Raw genomic sequence first — 16,768 nt, forward strand, 5'->3', positions numbered from 1 at the left:
CCGCCGCCACCGTCCTGCTCGCGACCCTGGTGCTCACCTACTTCTTCCTGCCTCGCGGCCGCTGGTCGTCCACCGCCTCCGTCCGACGGGTCAGCCCGCCAGGTGCGACCAGTCCCCCTCCAGGTCCTGCCAGCTGCCTCGCGCCGCCACCGTGCCACCGATCAGCACCACCACGTGGTCGGCGCGGACCAGCGCGGCGCGCTTCGCGGTCGAGCCGACCACTGTCACCCCGTGGTCGCGCAACGCCTGCCACAACGCCAACTCGGTGGTGACGTCCAGCGCCGACGACACGTCGTCGGCGACCAACAGTTCGGTACGCGGCGCCAGCGCCCGAGCCAACGCCAACCGCTGCAACTGCCCGCCGGAGAGCCGGGTGCCCTTGTGCCCGATGAGCAGACCCAGCCCACCGCCGGCGGCGGCCAGGTCGTGGTCGAGCTGGGCGGTGCTGACCGCCCCGGCCGCGTCCACCTGGTGCCCGAGCGCGATGTTGTCCGCGACCGTGCCGGACAGCACCCGCGGCAACTGGCCGACGTAGCCGACCTGGTTGGGGCGCAGGAACAGTTCCGGCTCGGTGACCGGATCACCGTTCCAGGCCAGCTCCCCGGTGTGGTGCACGATCCCGGCCAGCCCTCGCAGCAGCGAGGACTTGCCCGACCCCACCGGCCCGACGACGAGCACCAACTGCCCCCGCTGCACGGTCAGGTCCACGTCGCGGACGGCCACCGTGCCGTCGGAGTGCACCACCCCGAAACCGCGCAACTCCAGCCGTCGCAGCGGATGTCGCGGCGCGGGTGTCGGCGCGGGCGCCGTCCCGGCCGCCAGGTCGACCGCGGCAACCCCCGCGGAGTACGTGCTCACCCCGGTCATCGCCACCGTGCGCCGCGTCCAGACCCGCGCCGACGGTAGCTGGGAGATCAACGAAGCGGTGGTCCAGGCGAACCACCGTGCCGCGCCCAACGTGGACACGGCCACCAGCACCGCCCCGGCGGAGAGCGAGCCGCTCAGGTAGAGCGCCCACGCGCCGATCGGCAACAGCCCACTGGCCATCGACGGCGTGGAACGCGCCCACACCTGCACCGAGATCTCCCGCCGCTGCCGGTCGCTGCGCAGCACGTCCAGACCCGCCAGGTGGCGCAGCACCGCCGTGGTCGCGCCGGCGAGCTTCACCGTCCGTGCTGCGGAGAGCGCGGAGACCAGAGCCGTGGCGAAGGCGGCGCGCGCCGTCACCGTCGCCTGGGCGGCACGTTCGAGTTTCGGCCCGAACAGCGTCGCGGCCAGCCCGGAGACCACCATCGTGCCGAGGAAGAACAGCCCCGGTACGACGCTGCCGGTGACCGCCGTCATGGCGACCACCAGGACCAGCGCGACGGCCTGATCCAGCACGTTGTCGGCGAGCTGGACCACCCGCTCGGTGTCGCCGCCCTGCGCCACGACCTCCGCCGGGGTGTGCGAGCTGACCCGGCGCGGCCCGGTCTGCCCGTGCACCAGGCGCAGGCTGATCCGCAGCATCTGCCGCACCCACCACTGCGGGAACCAGACGTGGGTGTAGAACGGCAGCGGCAGGGTGATCAGCAGCCCGGCCACGATCCCGACTGCCGGCAGGTACGGGTTGCCGGTCCCGTCGACCAGGTCGGCCCAGAGCCAGGGCAGCACCGGGCCGTCCAGCCCCAGCAGGCTGAGCCCGAGGAACAACCCGATCGCGGCCAGCCCGTACCGGGGATCGTTGGTGCAGAGCCGGAAGATCTCCCGCAGTGTCCGGGCCGGCGGCACGGGCGGCAGCGGCGGCGGATCGGCCCGCGTCGGCCCGACCTGCTCGGCCGGCGTGACCTGCTCGATCTGGTCGGCGATCGACCCGGCCTTCGGGACGGCACCGGTCGTCGGCGGTTCGCTCGGCCAGGCATCGGCCGGATCGGGGCCGACCAGCAGGTCGGTGCCCGCGCCGGCACGGCCCATCGGTGCCACCGCGGCGTACGTGGCGGCGTGACTGGTCGCCAGCAGCTCGGCGAAACGCGTCGACGTCTCCAGTGGACCGGCCTCGACCACCGCGCCGTCGGCCAGCACCACCACCTCGTCACAGCGGCGCACGGAGGAGAGCCGGTGCGCGATGACGATGCCGATCCGGTCACGCAGCAGTCGTTCGGTGGCCCGCTGCACCCGCGCCTCGGTCACCGGATCCAGACGCGCGGTGGCCTCGTCGAGGACCACCACATGCGGGTCACGGACCAGGATCCGGGCGAACGCCACCAGCTGCTCCTGGCCCGCGGAGAGCACGTGCCCGCCCTCCCCGAGCCGGGTCGCCAACCCGTCCGGCAACTCGGCGATCCAGCCGGCCAGGCCCAACTCGTCAAGCGCCTTCGCCGCGGCGTCGAGCAGCTCCGGGTCGTAGAGCGCGACGTTCTCCGCGAGAGTGCCCGCCAGGATCTCGGTACGCTGCGGCACCAGCGCCACCCAGCGGCGCAACTGCTCGACGTCGAGGTCGCACAGGTCGGTGCCACCGAGGAAGACAGTGCCCGACGGCACGTCGACCGCCCTGGTGAGCACCTTCGCCAACGTCGACTTGCCCGAACCGGTCCGCCCGATGAGCGCGTACGAGCGTCCGCGCGCGAAGGTGAGGCTGAGCCCGCGCAACGCGGCCCCCCGGCCGCCCTCGGGGCCACTCACCTCGTACTCGAAGGTCAGGTCGCGGATGCGGAGGTCACCCTCGGTCGGGCTGGCCCCGCCGACGGGCTCCTGCCGGGCCCTGTGCAGCAGCCGCACCCGCGCCCATGCGCCCAGAGCCTCCTGGATCTCCGGCACCATTCGGCTGACGTGTTCCGCGGTGGCCCCGAAGGCCAGGGCGAGCAGCCAGATGGCGGTGAGCCGGGCGGCGTCGATCCGGCCGGTGGCCAACGCCCAGGCCCCTCCGAGTACCACCGCGCCGATGCCGCCGCGGATCGTCGCGGTGGCGGCCGCGGCCACCCGGGCGGACAACACCCAGACCAGGCTGCCCCGGGACAACACGGCGGCGGCCCGCCGGGCGTAGAGCCGCAGCACGTACGGCCGGGCCAGGCTGGTACGTACGTCGTCCTGGCCGTGCACCGCCTCCTCCATCACGGCGGCCAGGTCGGACCACGCCTCCTCCTCGCGCATCCGGGCCGGGGCGATCCGCGCCGTGGGCCGCCGCAGGCCGGCGGCGAGCAGCACCGTGAGCAGCAGCATCGCGACCCCGGCCGGCCACCACACGGCCAACGCCACGACCATCGACAACAGGCCGACGCAGAGGCCCTGGGCGAGCCGGGTGCCCTGGTTGCGGATCGCCGAGGCCACCTGGTAGACGTCCCCGTCGATCCGGTCGAGCAGCTCACCCACCGGGGTGGTCTCCAGGGTGGGCAGGTCCTGCCCGAGAGCGACCCGGCAGAGCCGGCGGCGTACGTCGGCGGACCAGTCCGCCGTCACGCCGGCCATCAGCAGGCTCACCGCGAGGTCGCTGAGCACCACCGCGACCAGCGCCGCGGCCAGCACGGCGAAGAAACCGGACGACCGGTGCACCAGGACCGCACCGGCCAACGCCGAGGCGCCCGCCTGGCCGGCGGCGCCGAGCACGATCAGGACGGCCACGACCGTCATCCGACGTGCCGAGGTGCCCCACAGATCACGGAGCAGGCGCATGGAAGTCCTCCGGACGTGGGGTGGCGGAGACTTCAGCCTGGCGGCGACGACGCCCAGATTCAACCGAATTTCCGGCCCCGAACAGGGCATCAGCTTCCGCCGATCCCATGATCGACTCGGCTTCCGTGACGTCGCGGGGTCAGCCCGTCCCGGACACCCCGATATCCGTGACGTCGAGTGGATCATGCCGTTTGGTGACCGTTGGGTGCCGGAGCGCGCGGCACCCAGCGCCGCGCATGCCCGGCGTGGCGGTCGGCGCGAGGTTTGTCCGATTCAAGGGGTCGCTGGGTGGTGACCGGCCGCACCCGTGGGGCGGAATCATGGCCGGGGCGGCGTCGTTACATACCCTGACGATCGCAGGACCACCGCCCCGCCGCCCCCGCCCCCCGGGGGTGGGAATGCGGGACCCGGCCGGGTCGTTACAGCCCCCACGAACGACCGCGGGCACCGCCTTCACGTGGGTGCCGATGGATGGGCCGCCCCCCGGAATCACCCCGGCCCGCCGGTCGTTACACCTGAACCCCGGCGCCCCGAGTCCCCCGCTCGGCAGGTCGCCGACTCCGACGCCCGACAGGGTGTCACCCCTCAGACTTCCCCCTTGTGAACGTGCAGCGCCGGACGAGGTGCTCACACCCTGCCGCCGTTCCCCCCTTTTGGCGGTCGGGGTGTTTCCTACCCCCGAAGGAGCTACCCCCATGAACACGATCATGCGTAAGAGCGTCCTGTCCGTTGCTGGTCTCGCGTTCGCCGGTGGTGTGTTCGCCGGCCCGATCGCCGCCCACGCCGCCACCCCGGTCGAGGGCAAGCCCGTCGCGGCCGCCGTGCAGACCACCGCGCCGAAGCCGCAGGGCGAGCAGTCGCACATCGACCTCAACGACGAGAAGACCGCCAACGTCAAGGCGATCATCGCCGCCACGAAGAAGGCCGGCCTCCCGGAGCGGGCTGCGGTGATCTCGATCGCGACGAGCCTGCAGGAGTCGAAGCTGGACAACCTCGGCCACCTGGGCGACATGAACGACCACGACTCGCTGGGCCTGTTCCAACAGCGCCCGAGTTCGGGTTGGGGCACGCCGGAGCAGATCACCGACCCGGCCTACTCCACCACCGCGTTCCTCAAGGGCCTCAAGCAGGTCGACGGCTGGCAGGACATGCCCCTGACCGAGGCCGCACAGACCGTCCAGGTCTCCGCCTACCCCGACGCCTACGCCCAGTGGGAGCAGCAGGCCACCGACCTCGTCGCCCAGTACTGGAACAGCTGACACCAGCACCACCCGCACGACACCGACCGCTGGCCGGCGCCCCGCAATTCGGGGTGCCGGCCAGCGGCGTATCCGCCGCCTGGTCGGCGCGAGCGAATGGGATACGCGCCGTCGGGCGTGCCGCAGAGGTGATGACCCGGCCGTGGCCGGCGGCTTTTCGGAGATCTTGGACAGTTTCCGTTCACGCGGAAACGGAAACTGTCCAAGATCTACCGGCGACGCGGCACGCGGCCGGCCCGGCACGGCACGCCGGCGCGGCCCGGCACGCCGGCGCGGCCCGGCACGCGGCACGCCGGCACGACGGCTCGGCACGCGGCACGCCGGCGCGGCTCGGCACGCGGCACGCCGGCGCGGCCCGGCACGCGGCACGCCGGCACGACGGCTCGGCACGCCGACCCGGCCCGGCGCGCGGCGCGCAACCCGACGGCACGCAGCAGGGGTCAGAAGAGGACGGTGGCGAGGGTGCCGATCGGCTGGAAGCCGCAGCGCTCGTAGACCCGGCGGGCCGGGAGGTTGAAGTCGTTGACGTACAGGCTGACGGTGGGGGCGACCCGCAGCAGCGCGTCGCGGACCACGGCTGCCATGGCGGCCGTCGCGATCCCCCGGCCCCGCCACTCCGGTGCCACCCAGACGCCCTGGACCTGCGCCGTCCGCTTGGTGACGACGGCCAGCTCGGCCTTGAACACGACCTTGCCGTCGACGAAGCGGGCGTACGCCCGACCGGCCCGGACCAGGTCGTTGACCCGTCGACGGTAGCTGCGCCCGGCGTCCTCGGCCAGCGGGGAGACGCCGACCTCCTCGGTGTACATGGCCACCGCGGCCGGGAAGAGCCGATCGACCTCGCCGGAGCGGACCTGGCGTACCTCCGGGTCGGCCGGTACCTGTGGCAGGGTGTCGGTGGCCAGCAGTGGCTGGTTGGGGCGGACGTCCCGCGCCGGCCCCCAGGTGTCCGAGAGCCGGTCCCAGAGCCCGAGCACCGCATCGGCTCGGCCGACGATGGAGGAGCAGAGCCGCTCCTCGCCGGCGAGCAGGTCGGCGAAGGCGGCCACCGCGGCGTCGGTCGCCAGCACCGGTGTGAGGTTGCCACCGAGCCAGCACAGCGATTCGAGGTTGCGGCGCGCGCCGTACCCCAGGATTCTGCCCTCGGCCCGCCACCAGGAGAGCCCGCGCGCGGCTATCCGCTCGGCGACCTGCGCGCCCGCGAACGGGTCATGGTCGAGTAGACGCTCGACCGCGCGGCGCTCCGATTCCCCCAGTTGGCGTACCGGCACCGTCAGCACGCCTACCAGCCTGCCAGATCGACCCCCCGCTCCGCCGGTCGAGTGGCAAGGCCGGCAGCGGCTCGGCCGGCCCGCTGGTCGGACGGGTCCGCCCGGCCCACCGTACGACCGGGAGCACAGTGCCCAGACCAGGATAAAAGGGCGTCGGAGTACCACAGCTCCCCGGTGGGTGGGCGAGCACCCCCGCGGCGAGCAGCCACCGCGTCAATCGCCCGGGGACTTGTCGGCGATGCATTGCCGATATATCGTTGATGCATCAGCGATAGTCCTACGGAAGGAAGAACCCGATGCGGTTCCACCGACAGCACCACCCGTTGCACGAGGCCCGGATGCGGGGATTCGGCTTCCCGCCGGTCCCGCCCGGTCCGCACGGTCATGGCCACGAGCACGGACACGGCGGCCCCTGGGGCGGTCGAGGCCGTGGCCGGGGTCGGGGCCGACGCCCCAACGTCCGAGCCGCCGTGCTGGCTCTGCTCACCGAGCGGCCGATGCACGGCTACGAGATGATCCAGGAGATCGACTCCCGCACCGGCGGTGCGTGGCGGCCGAGTCCGGGCTCGATCTACCCCACTCTCCAACTGCTGGAGGACGAGGGTGTGATCGTCGCCAGCACGGAGGAGTCCGGCGGCGGGCGGAAGCGGTTCACGGTCACCGAGGCCGGCCAGGCCGAGGCCACCGAGGCGGCGCAGACCCCGGCGTGGGCGGACGTCGCCCAGGGCACCGTGACCAGTTGGCACGACATCCGCGACTCCGGTGCGCAGGCGATGAACGCCCTGCGTCAGGTGATGATGAACGGCACCGACGACCAGCGTGAGCGGGCCGCCCAGGTGCTCGACGAGACCCGGCGCAAGCTGTACGCGATCCTCGCCGAATCCGAGTGACGAGCGAGGCCTGTGCAGACGAAAGCGGCCGTTCCCCGCACGGGGAACGGCCGCTTTTCCGAGTGAACGATCAGTGCACGGTCACGGTCGGGCCGGTCACCAGCCCGCGCAGTTCCTCGGGAAGCTCGGCGCCCATCTCGTCGGCGATCCGCAGCGCCTCCTCGATCAGCGTCTCCACGATCTGCGCCTCGGGGACCGTCTTGACGACCTTGCCCTTGACGAAGATCTGACCCTTGCCGTTGCCGGAGGCGACGCCCAGGTCGGCCTCGCGGGCCTCACCGGGACCGTTGACGACGCAGCCCATCACGGCGACCCGCAGCGGCACCGGCAGTCCTTCCAGGCCGGCGGTGACCTCCTCGGCGAGCTTGTAGACGTCCACCTGGGCGCGACCGCAGGACGGGCACGAGACGATCTCCAGGCCCCGCTCACGCAGGCCCAGCGACTCCAGGATCTGGTTGCCGACCTTGATCTCCTCGACCGGCGGGGCGGACAGCGACACCCGGATGGTGTCGCCGATCCCCTCGGCGAGCAGGGCACCGAAGGCGACCGCCGACTTGATGGTGCCCTGGAAGGACGGGCCAGCCTCGGTGACGCCCAGGTGCAGCGGGTAGTCGCACTGCTCGGCGAGCTGCCGGTACGCGCGGATCATCACGACCGGGTCGTTGTGCTTGACGGAGATCTTGATGTCGCGGAAGCCGTGCTCCTCGAACAGCGAGCACTCCCACAGCGCCGACTCGACGAGCGCCTCGGCGGTGGCCTTGCCGTACTTGCTCAGCAGTCGCTTGTCCAGCGACCCGGCGTTGACGCCGATCCGGATGGGCACGCCCGCCGCGCCAGCCGCACGAGCGATCTCCTTGACCTTGTCGTCGAACTGCCGGATGTTGCCCGGGTTGACCCGGACGGCCGCACAGCCGGCGTCGATCGCGGCGAAGACGTACTTGGGCTGGAAGTGGATGTCGGCGATCACCGGGATCTGGGACTTCTTGGCGATCGCGGGCAGTGCCTCGACGTCGTCCTGCGAGGGCACGGCCACCCGGACGATCTGGCAACCGGACGCGGTCAGCTCGGCGATCTGCTGAAGCGTGGCGTTGATGTCGGAGGTGAGGGTCGTGGTCATCGACTGCACCGACACCGGCGCGCCGCCACCGACCGGCACCGAACCGACCATGATCTGGCGGCTGGCCCGGCGGGGAGCGAGTGGCGGGGGCGGCACGGCGGGCATACCGAGACTGATAGCTGTCACTTCAGGCACTCACCTTGAGAAGAGCGTGATGGGGTTGACGACGTCCGCGGCGATGGTCAGCAGCGTGAACGCGCCACCGATCAGGATCACCACGTACGTGAAGGGCATCAGTTTGAGGTAGTCCACCCGGCCGGGGTCGGTCCGGCCGATCCGCGCGTAGACCCAGGAGCGGGCCCGTTCGAACCAGGCGATGGCGATGTGGCCGCCGTCCACCGGGAGCAGCGGCAGCAGGTTGAACACGCCGATGAAGAAGTTCAGCGACACGAAGAGCATGAAGAAGACCAGCCAGGCGTTGTTCTCCACCGCCTCGCCGCCGAGCCGGCTGGCGCCGACCACGCTGATCGGGGTGTCGACGTCGCGTTCGCCGCCGGTGAGCGCGGTCCACAGGGCGGGGACCTTCTGGGGGAGGCGTTGCAGCGCCTGTACGGTGCCGACGGCCAGGTCACCGGTGAAGTCGGCGGTCGCGCCGAAGGCTCCGACCGGCCCGTACGTCACCCGGGTCGGGGTGCTGGGGACGAGCCCGACGCCGAGCGCGGCCACCGGCACGGTGGCACCGGTCGGGTCGTCCAGCGGCGGACGCTGGGTCTGCGCGAGCACCGTGCTGGTGCTGCCCGGCTGCCCGTCACGGACGTACTGGATCTGCGCGGTCTCTCCTGGCTTGAGCGCGCGCAGGGTGGTGAGCAGGTCGCCGTAGTTGCCGATCGCGGTGCCGTTGATCGAGGTGATCCGGTCACCGTTGCGCAGCTGACCCTGGGCCGCCGGGCTGGCCGCGTCGGTGGAGGTGCACGCCCGCACCGCGTTCTCCGGCACCACGCACTGGCTGAGCTGGATCACGGCGGGCTCCTTGCGGGCCTCCGTGTCGGTGGTGGGAAAGTCCGGGTTGGGCAGGCCGGCGGAGACGGCGAGGATCCAGATGGTGACCAGGGCGAGCGCGAAGTGCGTGATCGACCCGGCGGCCATCACGATCGTGCGCTTCCACACCGGGTAGCGCCACATCACCCGCGACTCGTCGCCCGGTTCGACGTCGTCGTCCTGCGGCGTCATCCCGACGATCTTGCAGAAGCCGCCGAGCGGGATGCCCTTGAGGCCGTACTCGGTCTCACCCCGCCGGAACGACCAGATGGTGGGGCCGAAACCGACGAAGTACTTGGTGACCTTCATCCCGAACATCTTGGCGGTCAGCAGGTGCCCCGCCTCGTGCAGACTGACCGAGACGAGGATGGCCAGGGCGAAGAGGACCACCCCGAGCAGGTACGACATCAAGCTCCTTCCACCGAACCCGCGATGATCTCCTGCGCGTGCGCGCGTGCCCACGATTCAGCCGCGAGCACGTCCTCGACGGTACCTGGTTCGTCGAAGTCCGGAGCGTCCTCCAACACGCGTTCCAGGGTGTCGACGATGCCGAGGAACGGCAGTCGGCCCGCCACGAACGCCGCCACGCACTCCTCGTTCGCCGCGTTGTAGATCGCCGGGCGGCAGCGCCCGGCCTCCCCCGCGGCCTTGGCCAGCGCGACGGCCGGGAACGCCTCGTCGTCGAGCGGCGCGAACTCCCAGGCGTGCGCCGCCGTCCAGTCGACCGCCGTGGCCGCCTCGGGCACCCGGTCCGGCCAGCCGATGCCGAGCGCGATGGGCAGCCGCATGTCCGGTGGGCTGGCCTGGGCGATCGTCGACCCGTCGACGAACTCGACCATCGAGTGGATCACCGACTGCGGGTGCACCATGACGGTGATGTCGGCGTACGGCACGTCGAACAGCTCGTGCGCCTCGACCACCTCAAGCGCCTTGTTGACCATGGTCGCCGAGTTGATCGTGACGACCGGCCCCATGTTCCACGTCGGGTGTGCGAGCGCCTGCTCCGGTGTGACCTGCGTCAACTCGTCGCGTCGCCGACCCCGGAACGGGCCGCCGCTGGCCGTGACGATCAACCGGCGCACCTCGCCGCGCGTCCCGCTGCGCAGGCACTGGGCCAGCGCCGAGTGCTCCGAGTCGACCGGCACGATCTGCCCCGGCCGCGTCACCGCGCCCTTGACCAGGGGGCCGCCGGCCACGAGCGACTCCTTGTTGGCCAACGCGAGGGTACGACCACCACGCAGCGCGGCCAGCGTAGGAGCGAGGCCCAGCGAACCGACCACCCCGTTGAGCACGATGTCGCACGGCCACTGGGCCAGCTCGGTCATGGCGTCCGGGCCGGCCACGATCTTGGGAAGCTTGAAGTCGCCGGTGGCCCAGCCACGCCGGCTCGCCTCCGCGTAGAACGCGAGTTGCAGGTCCTGGGCGGCGGACGCCTTGGCCACCCCGACCGCCTCGACGCCCAACTCGAGGGCCTGCGCGGCCAGCAGCTCGACGTTGCCGCCGCCGGCACCCACCGCGACCACCCGGAACCGGTCCGGGTTACGCCGGACGATGTCGATGGCCTGGGTGCCGATCGAACCGGTGGACCCGAGCAGGACGAGGTCGCGGGGGGAAGTCACGCGGCCATTCTCCCCCACCGTCACTGAACGCCCGCTGGGAGCCTCAGCCCTTTCCCGCCCGCCCGCGCCGTGCGCCCGGCGTTTGATCGACTCGCTTTCAAGGAAGTCGCGCTATCCCCGGCACCCGGACACCCCGACTTCAACGAAGCCGTGTCGATCAAGCGTTGTCGTCAGCCGAGTCGGTGGGCGTCGCGTCCGGTGCTTCCTCGTCGAGCAGTTCGGCCGGGTCGATGGCGAACTCGAACGGCTCGCGCATGGCGAACGTGCTGCCTGCCGCGGCGGCGGCCAGCGGCCGGTACTCCGCGTCGACCAGCTCGAACAGGGCGATGGTCGGCACCCGGTTGCGCAGGTCCACCCGGAGGAAGAACGGCACTCCGACGGCTGCGTACTCTCGAGGCCGGTCGATCACGTCCTTGCGTCGGTTACCTGGGGAAACGATCTCCCCCAGCAGCACCGCCTCGGCGATGGGAACCGTCGTGCGGCCACCGCCCGAGTTACGCAGCACAGCGATGTCCGGGATAAAAAGATCATCCCCGGAGATCACGTTGATCTCCGGGTAGACCCAGAATCCGGCCTTCCGCGCAGCACGGTGCAGCACGTACGGCAACTCCCGCTCGACCGACTGATGATCGATTCCCGCGTGTGGTGTCACGATCACGCTTCCGCTCAGGACCTCAACCTTGGGGCCGTTGGTCTCCGGCAACAGGTCGAGGGCGAGCTGCGCGGTCCAGGGTTCGTCGTGCCACCGCAGCACGTCGAACGACGGCTCGGTGTGCTGCGGCGCCGGCTCCGGCGCGAACGCGGCCTGGGCCATCCGGGCTCACCCCCTCAGCGGACCATCCTGCTCAGGTCAGCCTAGCCACCGCAGCCCCAGATGCGCGTCATCGCACACCCAGTCCGCCCACGGACCACGGTGTCGCGCAGATCTTGGACACTTTCCGTCAAGGCGAAACGGAAAGTGTCCAAGATCTGCGGGCAGCAGCGAGCGGCGGCCGGTGCGATCCCCCGGGCGTCCACCCGGCACCCCCTCCGCAGAAATCGCGGGGCGGCCAACCCGGACCCGGACCCGGACCGCGACAGATCTTGGAGGGAAATCGCCCCTCCCGGGGCCGGATTCTTCCAAGATCTCTGGTGAACGAGTTCGCCGAGCGGCTCAGCGGCGGTTGGCCAACTGCTGTGCGCGGGTTGACCGACGGGCAGATCCAGACGTTGATCGCTGGAGGAACCGTGATCCTGCCATGAGCTTCGCAACCCGACCACGCTGGATCATCCACCTGCCGACCACGTTGACCAGCCTCGACGAGGTCGCCGCGCTGGCCGTGGCGTTGTGCGACTCGCTCGGCCACCTTGCCGTCGTCGACTTCGGCGAGATGACGCTCAGCGAGGAGGATGGGCATCGTGAGTCTGCTGCGCATCGCCTTCGGCACCGCGGGAGACGGCGTCACCCTGACCTTCCCCCGAGTGGACAAGAAGAACGCCGAGGCCCTCGCGGCGGCCCTGGTGCCCGTGCCGACCGCCTGACCGGGGCCGGCGCGCTTCGGCCTGGCCGCCGAGACGCACCGCGATGATCGACTCGGGATTACAGAAGTCGGGGTGTCCGCATGCCGCGGACACCCCGACTTTATGCAAAACGTGTGGATCAGGGAGTGATGACGAACTGGGAGCCCGGCTGGATGACGATGTTGCCGTCGGCCGAGTTGGTGATCGTCACGTTCGTCAGGTTGGCGTTGCCGCGCGCCCCGCTCATCGCGAGGATGCCGGCACCGTTGTTCGACTTGTCGATCTTCACATTGGTGATGGCGACGTTCGGCATGGTGCCGCCGCCGTTCTTGAACTGGATGCCGTCGAAAGTGGAGTCGATGATGTCGGTGTCCCGGATGGTGACCCCGACGATGTCCCGGGTGGCCGGGAAGAGGGTGATGGCACCGAACTCCTGGTCCTCGTTCCAGAACGCGCCACCGGTGCGGTAGAGCCCGTTGTTGGCGATCAGCGTCGTGCCGGAGAACGGCAGCGGGTCGTGGTCGGTCGCCAGCATGATGCCCGGGTAGTTCGCGGTGTCGTAGATCAGGTTGTTCTCGATCGAGTTGTCGTAGCCGCCGTAGATGGCGATGCCGTTGGCCCGCCAGGGCAGCTGGATGGTGTTGTTGACGAAGTGGTTGTCGTGGGCGATGTCGACGTTGCGGTCCTTGACGTACGGGTTGGCCCAGACGGCGAGCGCGTCGTCACCGGTGGTCCGGAAGGACGAGTTGAACACCCGCGAGTTGCGCGTGCCGTTGCTGAAGTTGATGCCGTCGGCGTACGTGTTGCGGATCCGCATGCCGCTGAAGTCCAGCCCGTCGGCCGGCCCCCACAGGTCGGGGATGTTGTCGTAGTCGCGGCCCACCCAGGCACCCACGTTGGCGTGCTCGATCCACACGTTGCTGATCTTCGTGCCGGTGCCGAAGCGACCGTTCAGACCGACGCCACCCTCGGCGTTGCCGTCACCGCCCCGGATCCGGCCCGAGCCGAAGATGGCGATGTCGGAGATCTGGGTGTTCTTGTCGATGTCGAAGCCGAAGTTGCCCTCGTGCGGGTGGTTGATGCCGCCCACCACGTTCTGCGGCTCGGTGAGCGTGTAGAGCTGCGAGTGCCACATCCCGGCGCCCCGGATCGTGACGTTGCTGATGCCGACCTGGTTGTGCATGCCCCGGTTCAGCGGGTCGTCGGTCAGGATCTTCTGCTCCTGCCGCCACTGCCCGGCCGGGATCCAGACGCAGCCGATGACACCGTTCTGGTCGTCGGTCACCGCCCGCTGGATGGCGGCGGTGTCGTCGAGCCCGTCGTTCGGGACCGCACCGTACGAGGTGATCGAGGTGCAGCCGGCCGGTTGGCTGGCCGCCGGGGCGACCTGCTCCAGGTCGATCATGTCGATGACGTAGAAGGACGCGGTGTCACCCGAGTCGCGCTGCAACTTGAACCGGGTGCCGGCCGGGTACGACTGCGCCAGCAGGGCGTTCGACTCGTCGAAGAGCCGTCGGGCGTCGGCCTGCGGGGTGTTGGTCAGCGCCTCCGGCCCGTCGGTGTTGCCGTAGAGCCAGCTGTGCTTCGACGACAGGGTCAGCTTGCGGGAGAAGGCGTCGTTGACGTACAGGCTGATGGTCGCCTCGATGCCACCGCCACCCGGCGCGTCCGGGATGGAGTTGCGCACCACGATGGAGTTGGCCTGGTTGGCCGAGGTGAACTCGACGAACTGGCCGGTGCCGGTGAGCCGTACCGACTTGCGGCCGGAGGACTCGCTGGCGAAGTTGGTGTGCCCGAAGGTACGCAGGGCGTCGGTCTCCAGCAGCGTGCCCTGGTAACGGCCGGCCTCCGCCTCGTAGGAGACGTACGGGACGGCAGCCCCGCGCCCGACCACGATCGACTGGCTGAACGCGTTGTTCGTCTCGTTGGTCTCGGCGACCGCGTTTGTGGCGTCCGCGGTGGCGGTGATGGTGGCGCCGCCGCTGGTGGCGGTCCAGCTACCCGTGACGGCCACGGTGACCGTCGCGCCGGGCGCGATCGAGGCGGTGTTGGTGTTGAGCGTGGTGCTGCCCGCCACCAGCCGGGTGACGGTGGTCGCGCCGGTCGCGGTGGTACCCCGGTTGCGCACCGCCACGGTGAAGGTGACGGACGCGCCGACGGCCGGGTTCGGCGGGTTCGAGGCGATGCTGAGCACCTGGAGGTCCGGGCCGGGGGCCTGCGCCACCACCAGCGGCGACGCCGCCGTGAAGCTGTTGTTGCCGTTGTTCTGCTCGACGATCGTGTTCGTCGGGTCGACCACCGCGGTGACGGCGTAGCTGCCCATCGGGCGGGTGCCCGCGTTGACCGAGACGGTGGTCGAGGCACCCGCGGCGAGCGCGCCCACCGTGGCGCTGCCGACGACCGCACCGGCCAGACTGACGTTGACGGTGGTCGCGCCGGCGGACGCCGACCCGATGTTCTGCACCACGGCCGAGAGGGTGACCGTGCTGACCTCGCTGGGCGAGGTCGGCGACCAGGTCACCGAGCTGACCACCAGGTCCGGGTTGGGCGCCGGGGTGCCGCACACCTCGAACTCGGCGACCTGGCCGGACGGGGCACCGGTGTTGCCGGTGAACCGCAACTGCACGTCCGCCGTGGTCGCGCTGACCGGGATGGTCACCGCGTTGGTGCCCTGCACGAACTGGTAGGCCGCCGCCGACACCAGACTGGTGTACGCCGACGACGACTGGTCGCGGCCGAGGACCTGGATGGTCTGGGTACGGGTGCCCCACGCCGAATCCGGGTTGAGCTTCACGGTGACGCCGGAGATCGAGTGGTTGGCACCCAGCGCAACGGTCAGGTTCTGCGGGTAGCTCGCCGCGCCCTCCCAGTAGGTGCCGAGCTGCCCGTCGTTCGCCTTGTCCGGGGTGAAGCTGAAGGTGGAGCCGCCCGCCGTCATGCTCTTGCCCTGCGCCACGTTGGTGCAGGCGGGCGGGTTGCTCCCGGTCCGGGTGACGGTGTTGCTGGTGCCGGAGAGGTTGCCGGCGCCGTCCCGGGCGCGGACGTAGTAGGACACCGTGGCCGTCGCCGGTTGGGTGTCCTGATAGGTGAGGACGGTGCCCAGCGTGGCGATCAGGCTGCCGCCCCGGTAGACGTTGTAGCCGGCCAGCCCGCTGCCGCCGGAGTCGGTGGAGGCCCCCCAGGTGAGCGTGATCGTGCTGCCCGACGTGCTCTGCGACAGCGTCCCCGGGGTGCTCGGCGCGGTGGTGTCACCACTGCCGGTCCGGGTGACCGTGTTGCTGTTGCCGGAGAGGTTGCCCGCGGCGTCGCGCGCCCGGACGTAGTACGAGACGGTCGCCGTGGCTGGCTGGGTGTCGTTGAACGTGGTGACGTTGCCGACGGACTGGAGGAACGCGCCGTTGCGGTAGACGTCGTAGCCGGCGATGCCGCTGCCGCCCGCGTTGTCGGTCGATGCCACCCAGTTGAGGCTGATGGTGGTGCCCGACTGGGTGTACGAGAGGTTGCCCGGCACGCTCGGCGCGGTGGTGTCCGGGGTGGTGCCGCCGCTGCCGTACACCTCCAGCTCGGAGAGCTGCCCGGCCGGCCAGCCGCTGTTGGCGGTGATGGTGATCCGGACGTAGCGGGTGGCGGTCTGGCTGACGTTGATCGTGACCGTGTTGCCGCTCGCCGGGTTGAAGGTGTACGTCTGCGACCCGACCAGGGTGCTGAACGACGAACCGTTGGTGCTGCCCTGCACGCTCAACGTCTGCGTCCGGGTCCCCCACCCGGAGGTCGGCAGCTTCAGCACGACCTGGTTGACGGACTGCGATGAGCCGAGATCGACCTGCACCCACTGCGGGAACGAGTTGTTGACGCTCTCCCAGTAGCTGCCCGCGTTGCCGTCGACGACCTTCGACGAGTCGTAGACGTCGGCGTGGCCACTGGACTGGGTGGGACGACCCTGGGCGAGGTTGGTGGCCGCCGCGGCGAACCCGCTGCTCGGTGCCGCTGCTGCCGGCTCGGCGGGGCGGGCGGCGGCCGGGTTCGCGACGGCTGTCGCTCCGACCGTGGCGATCAGCGCGGCGGCGGCCGTGGCCGCCACCATCCTGAACAGATTCGTTCGTCTCATCACTGTCCTTGTCGTCGGGGGACGGTTGCCCCGGTGGCGGGACCACCGGGCGGGGGTGCGGCGGTGCGGCGCCGGCCGACGCGCGAGGGCCGGTGTCGAGAGAGACGGAGGTCCGGGCGGCGCGGGGGCGCCGCTCGTCCTGGAAACACCAGATGGGTACGACCATCAACGGGCCTCCCCAGGAGGCCCGTTGAATCTTCCGAGAGGGTGCACAGAACAGTGCACTTGTTTGTCAAAATCTTGCGTTACTTTGGCCAAAGGTTACTGACGTGCTACGGGAGCGTCAACACTTCGACCACCGTGACTATTGACGGACTTGTCTGCCCTGGCAGCCGTCACCAGCGCCAACCTGCCCACAAATTCGGGGAAGGGGCCACC

The 16,768-nt window shown here is 70.7% G+C and carries 10 protein-coding genes; 3 read left to right on the forward strand and 7 right to left on the reverse strand.

Features of this window, described 5'->3' with window-relative positions; genetic code table 11:
• Nucleotides 1-90 precede the first annotated feature (90 nt).
• The gene (locus tag AB0C01_RS23290; RefSeq protein WP_357572105.1) at nt 91-3,648 is read right to left on the reverse strand and encodes an ABC transporter ATP-binding protein; all 3,558 of its coding nucleotides are present in this window, start codon (nt 3,646-3,648) and stop codon (nt 91-93) included.
• Nucleotides 3,649-4,343: 695 nt separating this feature from the next.
• Between AB0C01_RS23290 and AB0C01_RS23295 the strand changes: the two genes are divergently transcribed.
• The gene (locus tag AB0C01_RS23295) at nt 4,344-4,907 is read left to right on the forward strand and encodes a hypothetical protein (protein ID WP_357247218.1); all 564 of its coding nucleotides are present in this window, start codon (nt 4,344-4,346) and stop codon (nt 4,905-4,907) included.
• Nucleotides 4,908-5,347: 440 nt separating this feature from the next.
• Here the strand turns inward: AB0C01_RS23295 and AB0C01_RS23300 are convergent, their stop codons facing one another.
• Nucleotides 5,348-6,187 carry a GNAT family N-acetyltransferase gene (locus AB0C01_RS23300; RefSeq protein WP_357247215.1) on the reverse strand — a complete coding sequence of 280 codons (840 nt, stop codon included), beginning with the start codon at nt 6,185-6,187 and terminating at the stop codon, nt 5,348-5,350.
• Nucleotides 6,188-6,474: 287 nt separating this feature from the next.
• Between AB0C01_RS23300 and AB0C01_RS23305 the strand changes: the two genes are divergently transcribed.
• Entirely contained in the window at nt 6,475-7,068 is a 594-nt protein-coding gene (locus AB0C01_RS23305; protein ID WP_357247212.1) for a PadR family transcriptional regulator, read from the forward strand.
• Between the two features lie 70 nt (nt 7,069-7,138).
• Here the strand turns inward: AB0C01_RS23305 and ispG are convergent, their stop codons facing one another.
• The 4 genes from ispG to AB0C01_RS23325 form a co-directional block, all read right to left on the reverse strand.
• On the reverse strand, nt 7,139-8,311 hold the full coding sequence (gene ispG / locus AB0C01_RS23310; RefSeq protein WP_357247209.1) for a flavodoxin-dependent (E)-4-hydroxy-3-methylbut-2-enyl-diphosphate synthase: 1,173 nt from the start codon (nt 8,309-8,311) through the stop codon (nt 7,139-7,141).
• 9 nt (nt 8,312-8,320) lie between these two features.
• The gene (locus tag AB0C01_RS23315) at nt 8,321-9,571 is read right to left on the reverse strand and encodes a site-2 protease family protein (protein ID WP_357247207.1); all 1,251 of its coding nucleotides are present in this window, start codon (nt 9,569-9,571) and stop codon (nt 8,321-8,323) included.
• Entirely contained in the window at nt 9,571-10,782 is a 1,212-nt protein-coding gene (gene dxr / locus AB0C01_RS23320; RefSeq protein WP_357572106.1) for a 1-deoxy-D-xylulose-5-phosphate reductoisomerase, read from the reverse strand. Before dxr ends, AB0C01_RS23315 begins: the two co-directional genes overlap by 1 nt.
• A 157-nt stretch (nt 10,783-10,939) precedes the next feature.
• Entirely contained in the window at nt 10,940-11,596 is a 657-nt protein-coding gene (locus tag AB0C01_RS23325) for a Uma2 family endonuclease (protein ID WP_357247201.1), read from the reverse strand.
• Between the two features lie 584 nt (nt 11,597-12,180).
• Here AB0C01_RS23325 and AB0C01_RS23330 point away from each other — a divergent pair.
• Complete coding sequence (locus AB0C01_RS23330; protein WP_357248083.1) at nt 12,181-12,303, forward strand: hypothetical protein; 123 nt, start codon at nt 12,181-12,183, stop codon at nt 12,301-12,303.
• 118 nt (nt 12,304-12,421) lie between these two features.
• Here AB0C01_RS23330 and AB0C01_RS23335 read toward each other — a convergent pair whose 3' ends face one another.
• The gene (locus AB0C01_RS23335) at nt 12,422-16,390 is read right to left on the reverse strand and encodes a CARDB domain-containing protein (protein ID WP_357572107.1); all 3,969 of its coding nucleotides are present in this window, start codon (nt 16,388-16,390) and stop codon (nt 12,422-12,424) included.
• Nucleotides 16,391-16,768 lie beyond the last annotated feature (378 nt).

This window comes from Micromonospora sp. NPDC048905, assembly GCF_040649655.1.
In the GTDB taxonomy this organism is placed as follows: Bacteria; Actinomycetota; Actinomycetes; order Mycobacteriales; family Micromonosporaceae; genus Micromonospora.

Excerpts from the sequence above, each read along its gene's own strand:
- AB0C01_RS23335 (WP_357572107.1), bottom strand. The coding sequence starts at position 16,390 with ATGAGACGAACGAATCTGTTCAGGATGGTGGCGGCCACGGCCGCCGCC.
- AB0C01_RS23290 (WP_357572105.1), bottom strand. The coding sequence starts at position 3,648 with ATGCGCCTGCTCCGTGATCTGTGGGGCACCTCGGCACGTCGGATGACG.
- AB0C01_RS23295 (WP_357247218.1), top strand. The coding sequence starts at position 4,344 with ATGAACACGATCATGCGTAAGAGCGTCCTGTCCGTTGCTGGTCTCGCG.
- AB0C01_RS23305 (WP_357247212.1), top strand. The coding sequence starts at position 6,475 with ATGCGGTTCCACCGACAGCACCACCCGTTGCACGAGGCCCGGATGCGG.
- AB0C01_RS23315 (WP_357247207.1), bottom strand. The coding sequence starts at position 9,571 with ATGTCGTACCTGCTCGGGGTGGTCCTCTTCGCCCTGGCCATCCTCGTC.
- AB0C01_RS23325 (WP_357247201.1), bottom strand. The coding sequence starts at position 11,596 with ATGGCCCAGGCCGCGTTCGCGCCGGAGCCGGCGCCGCAGCACACCGAG.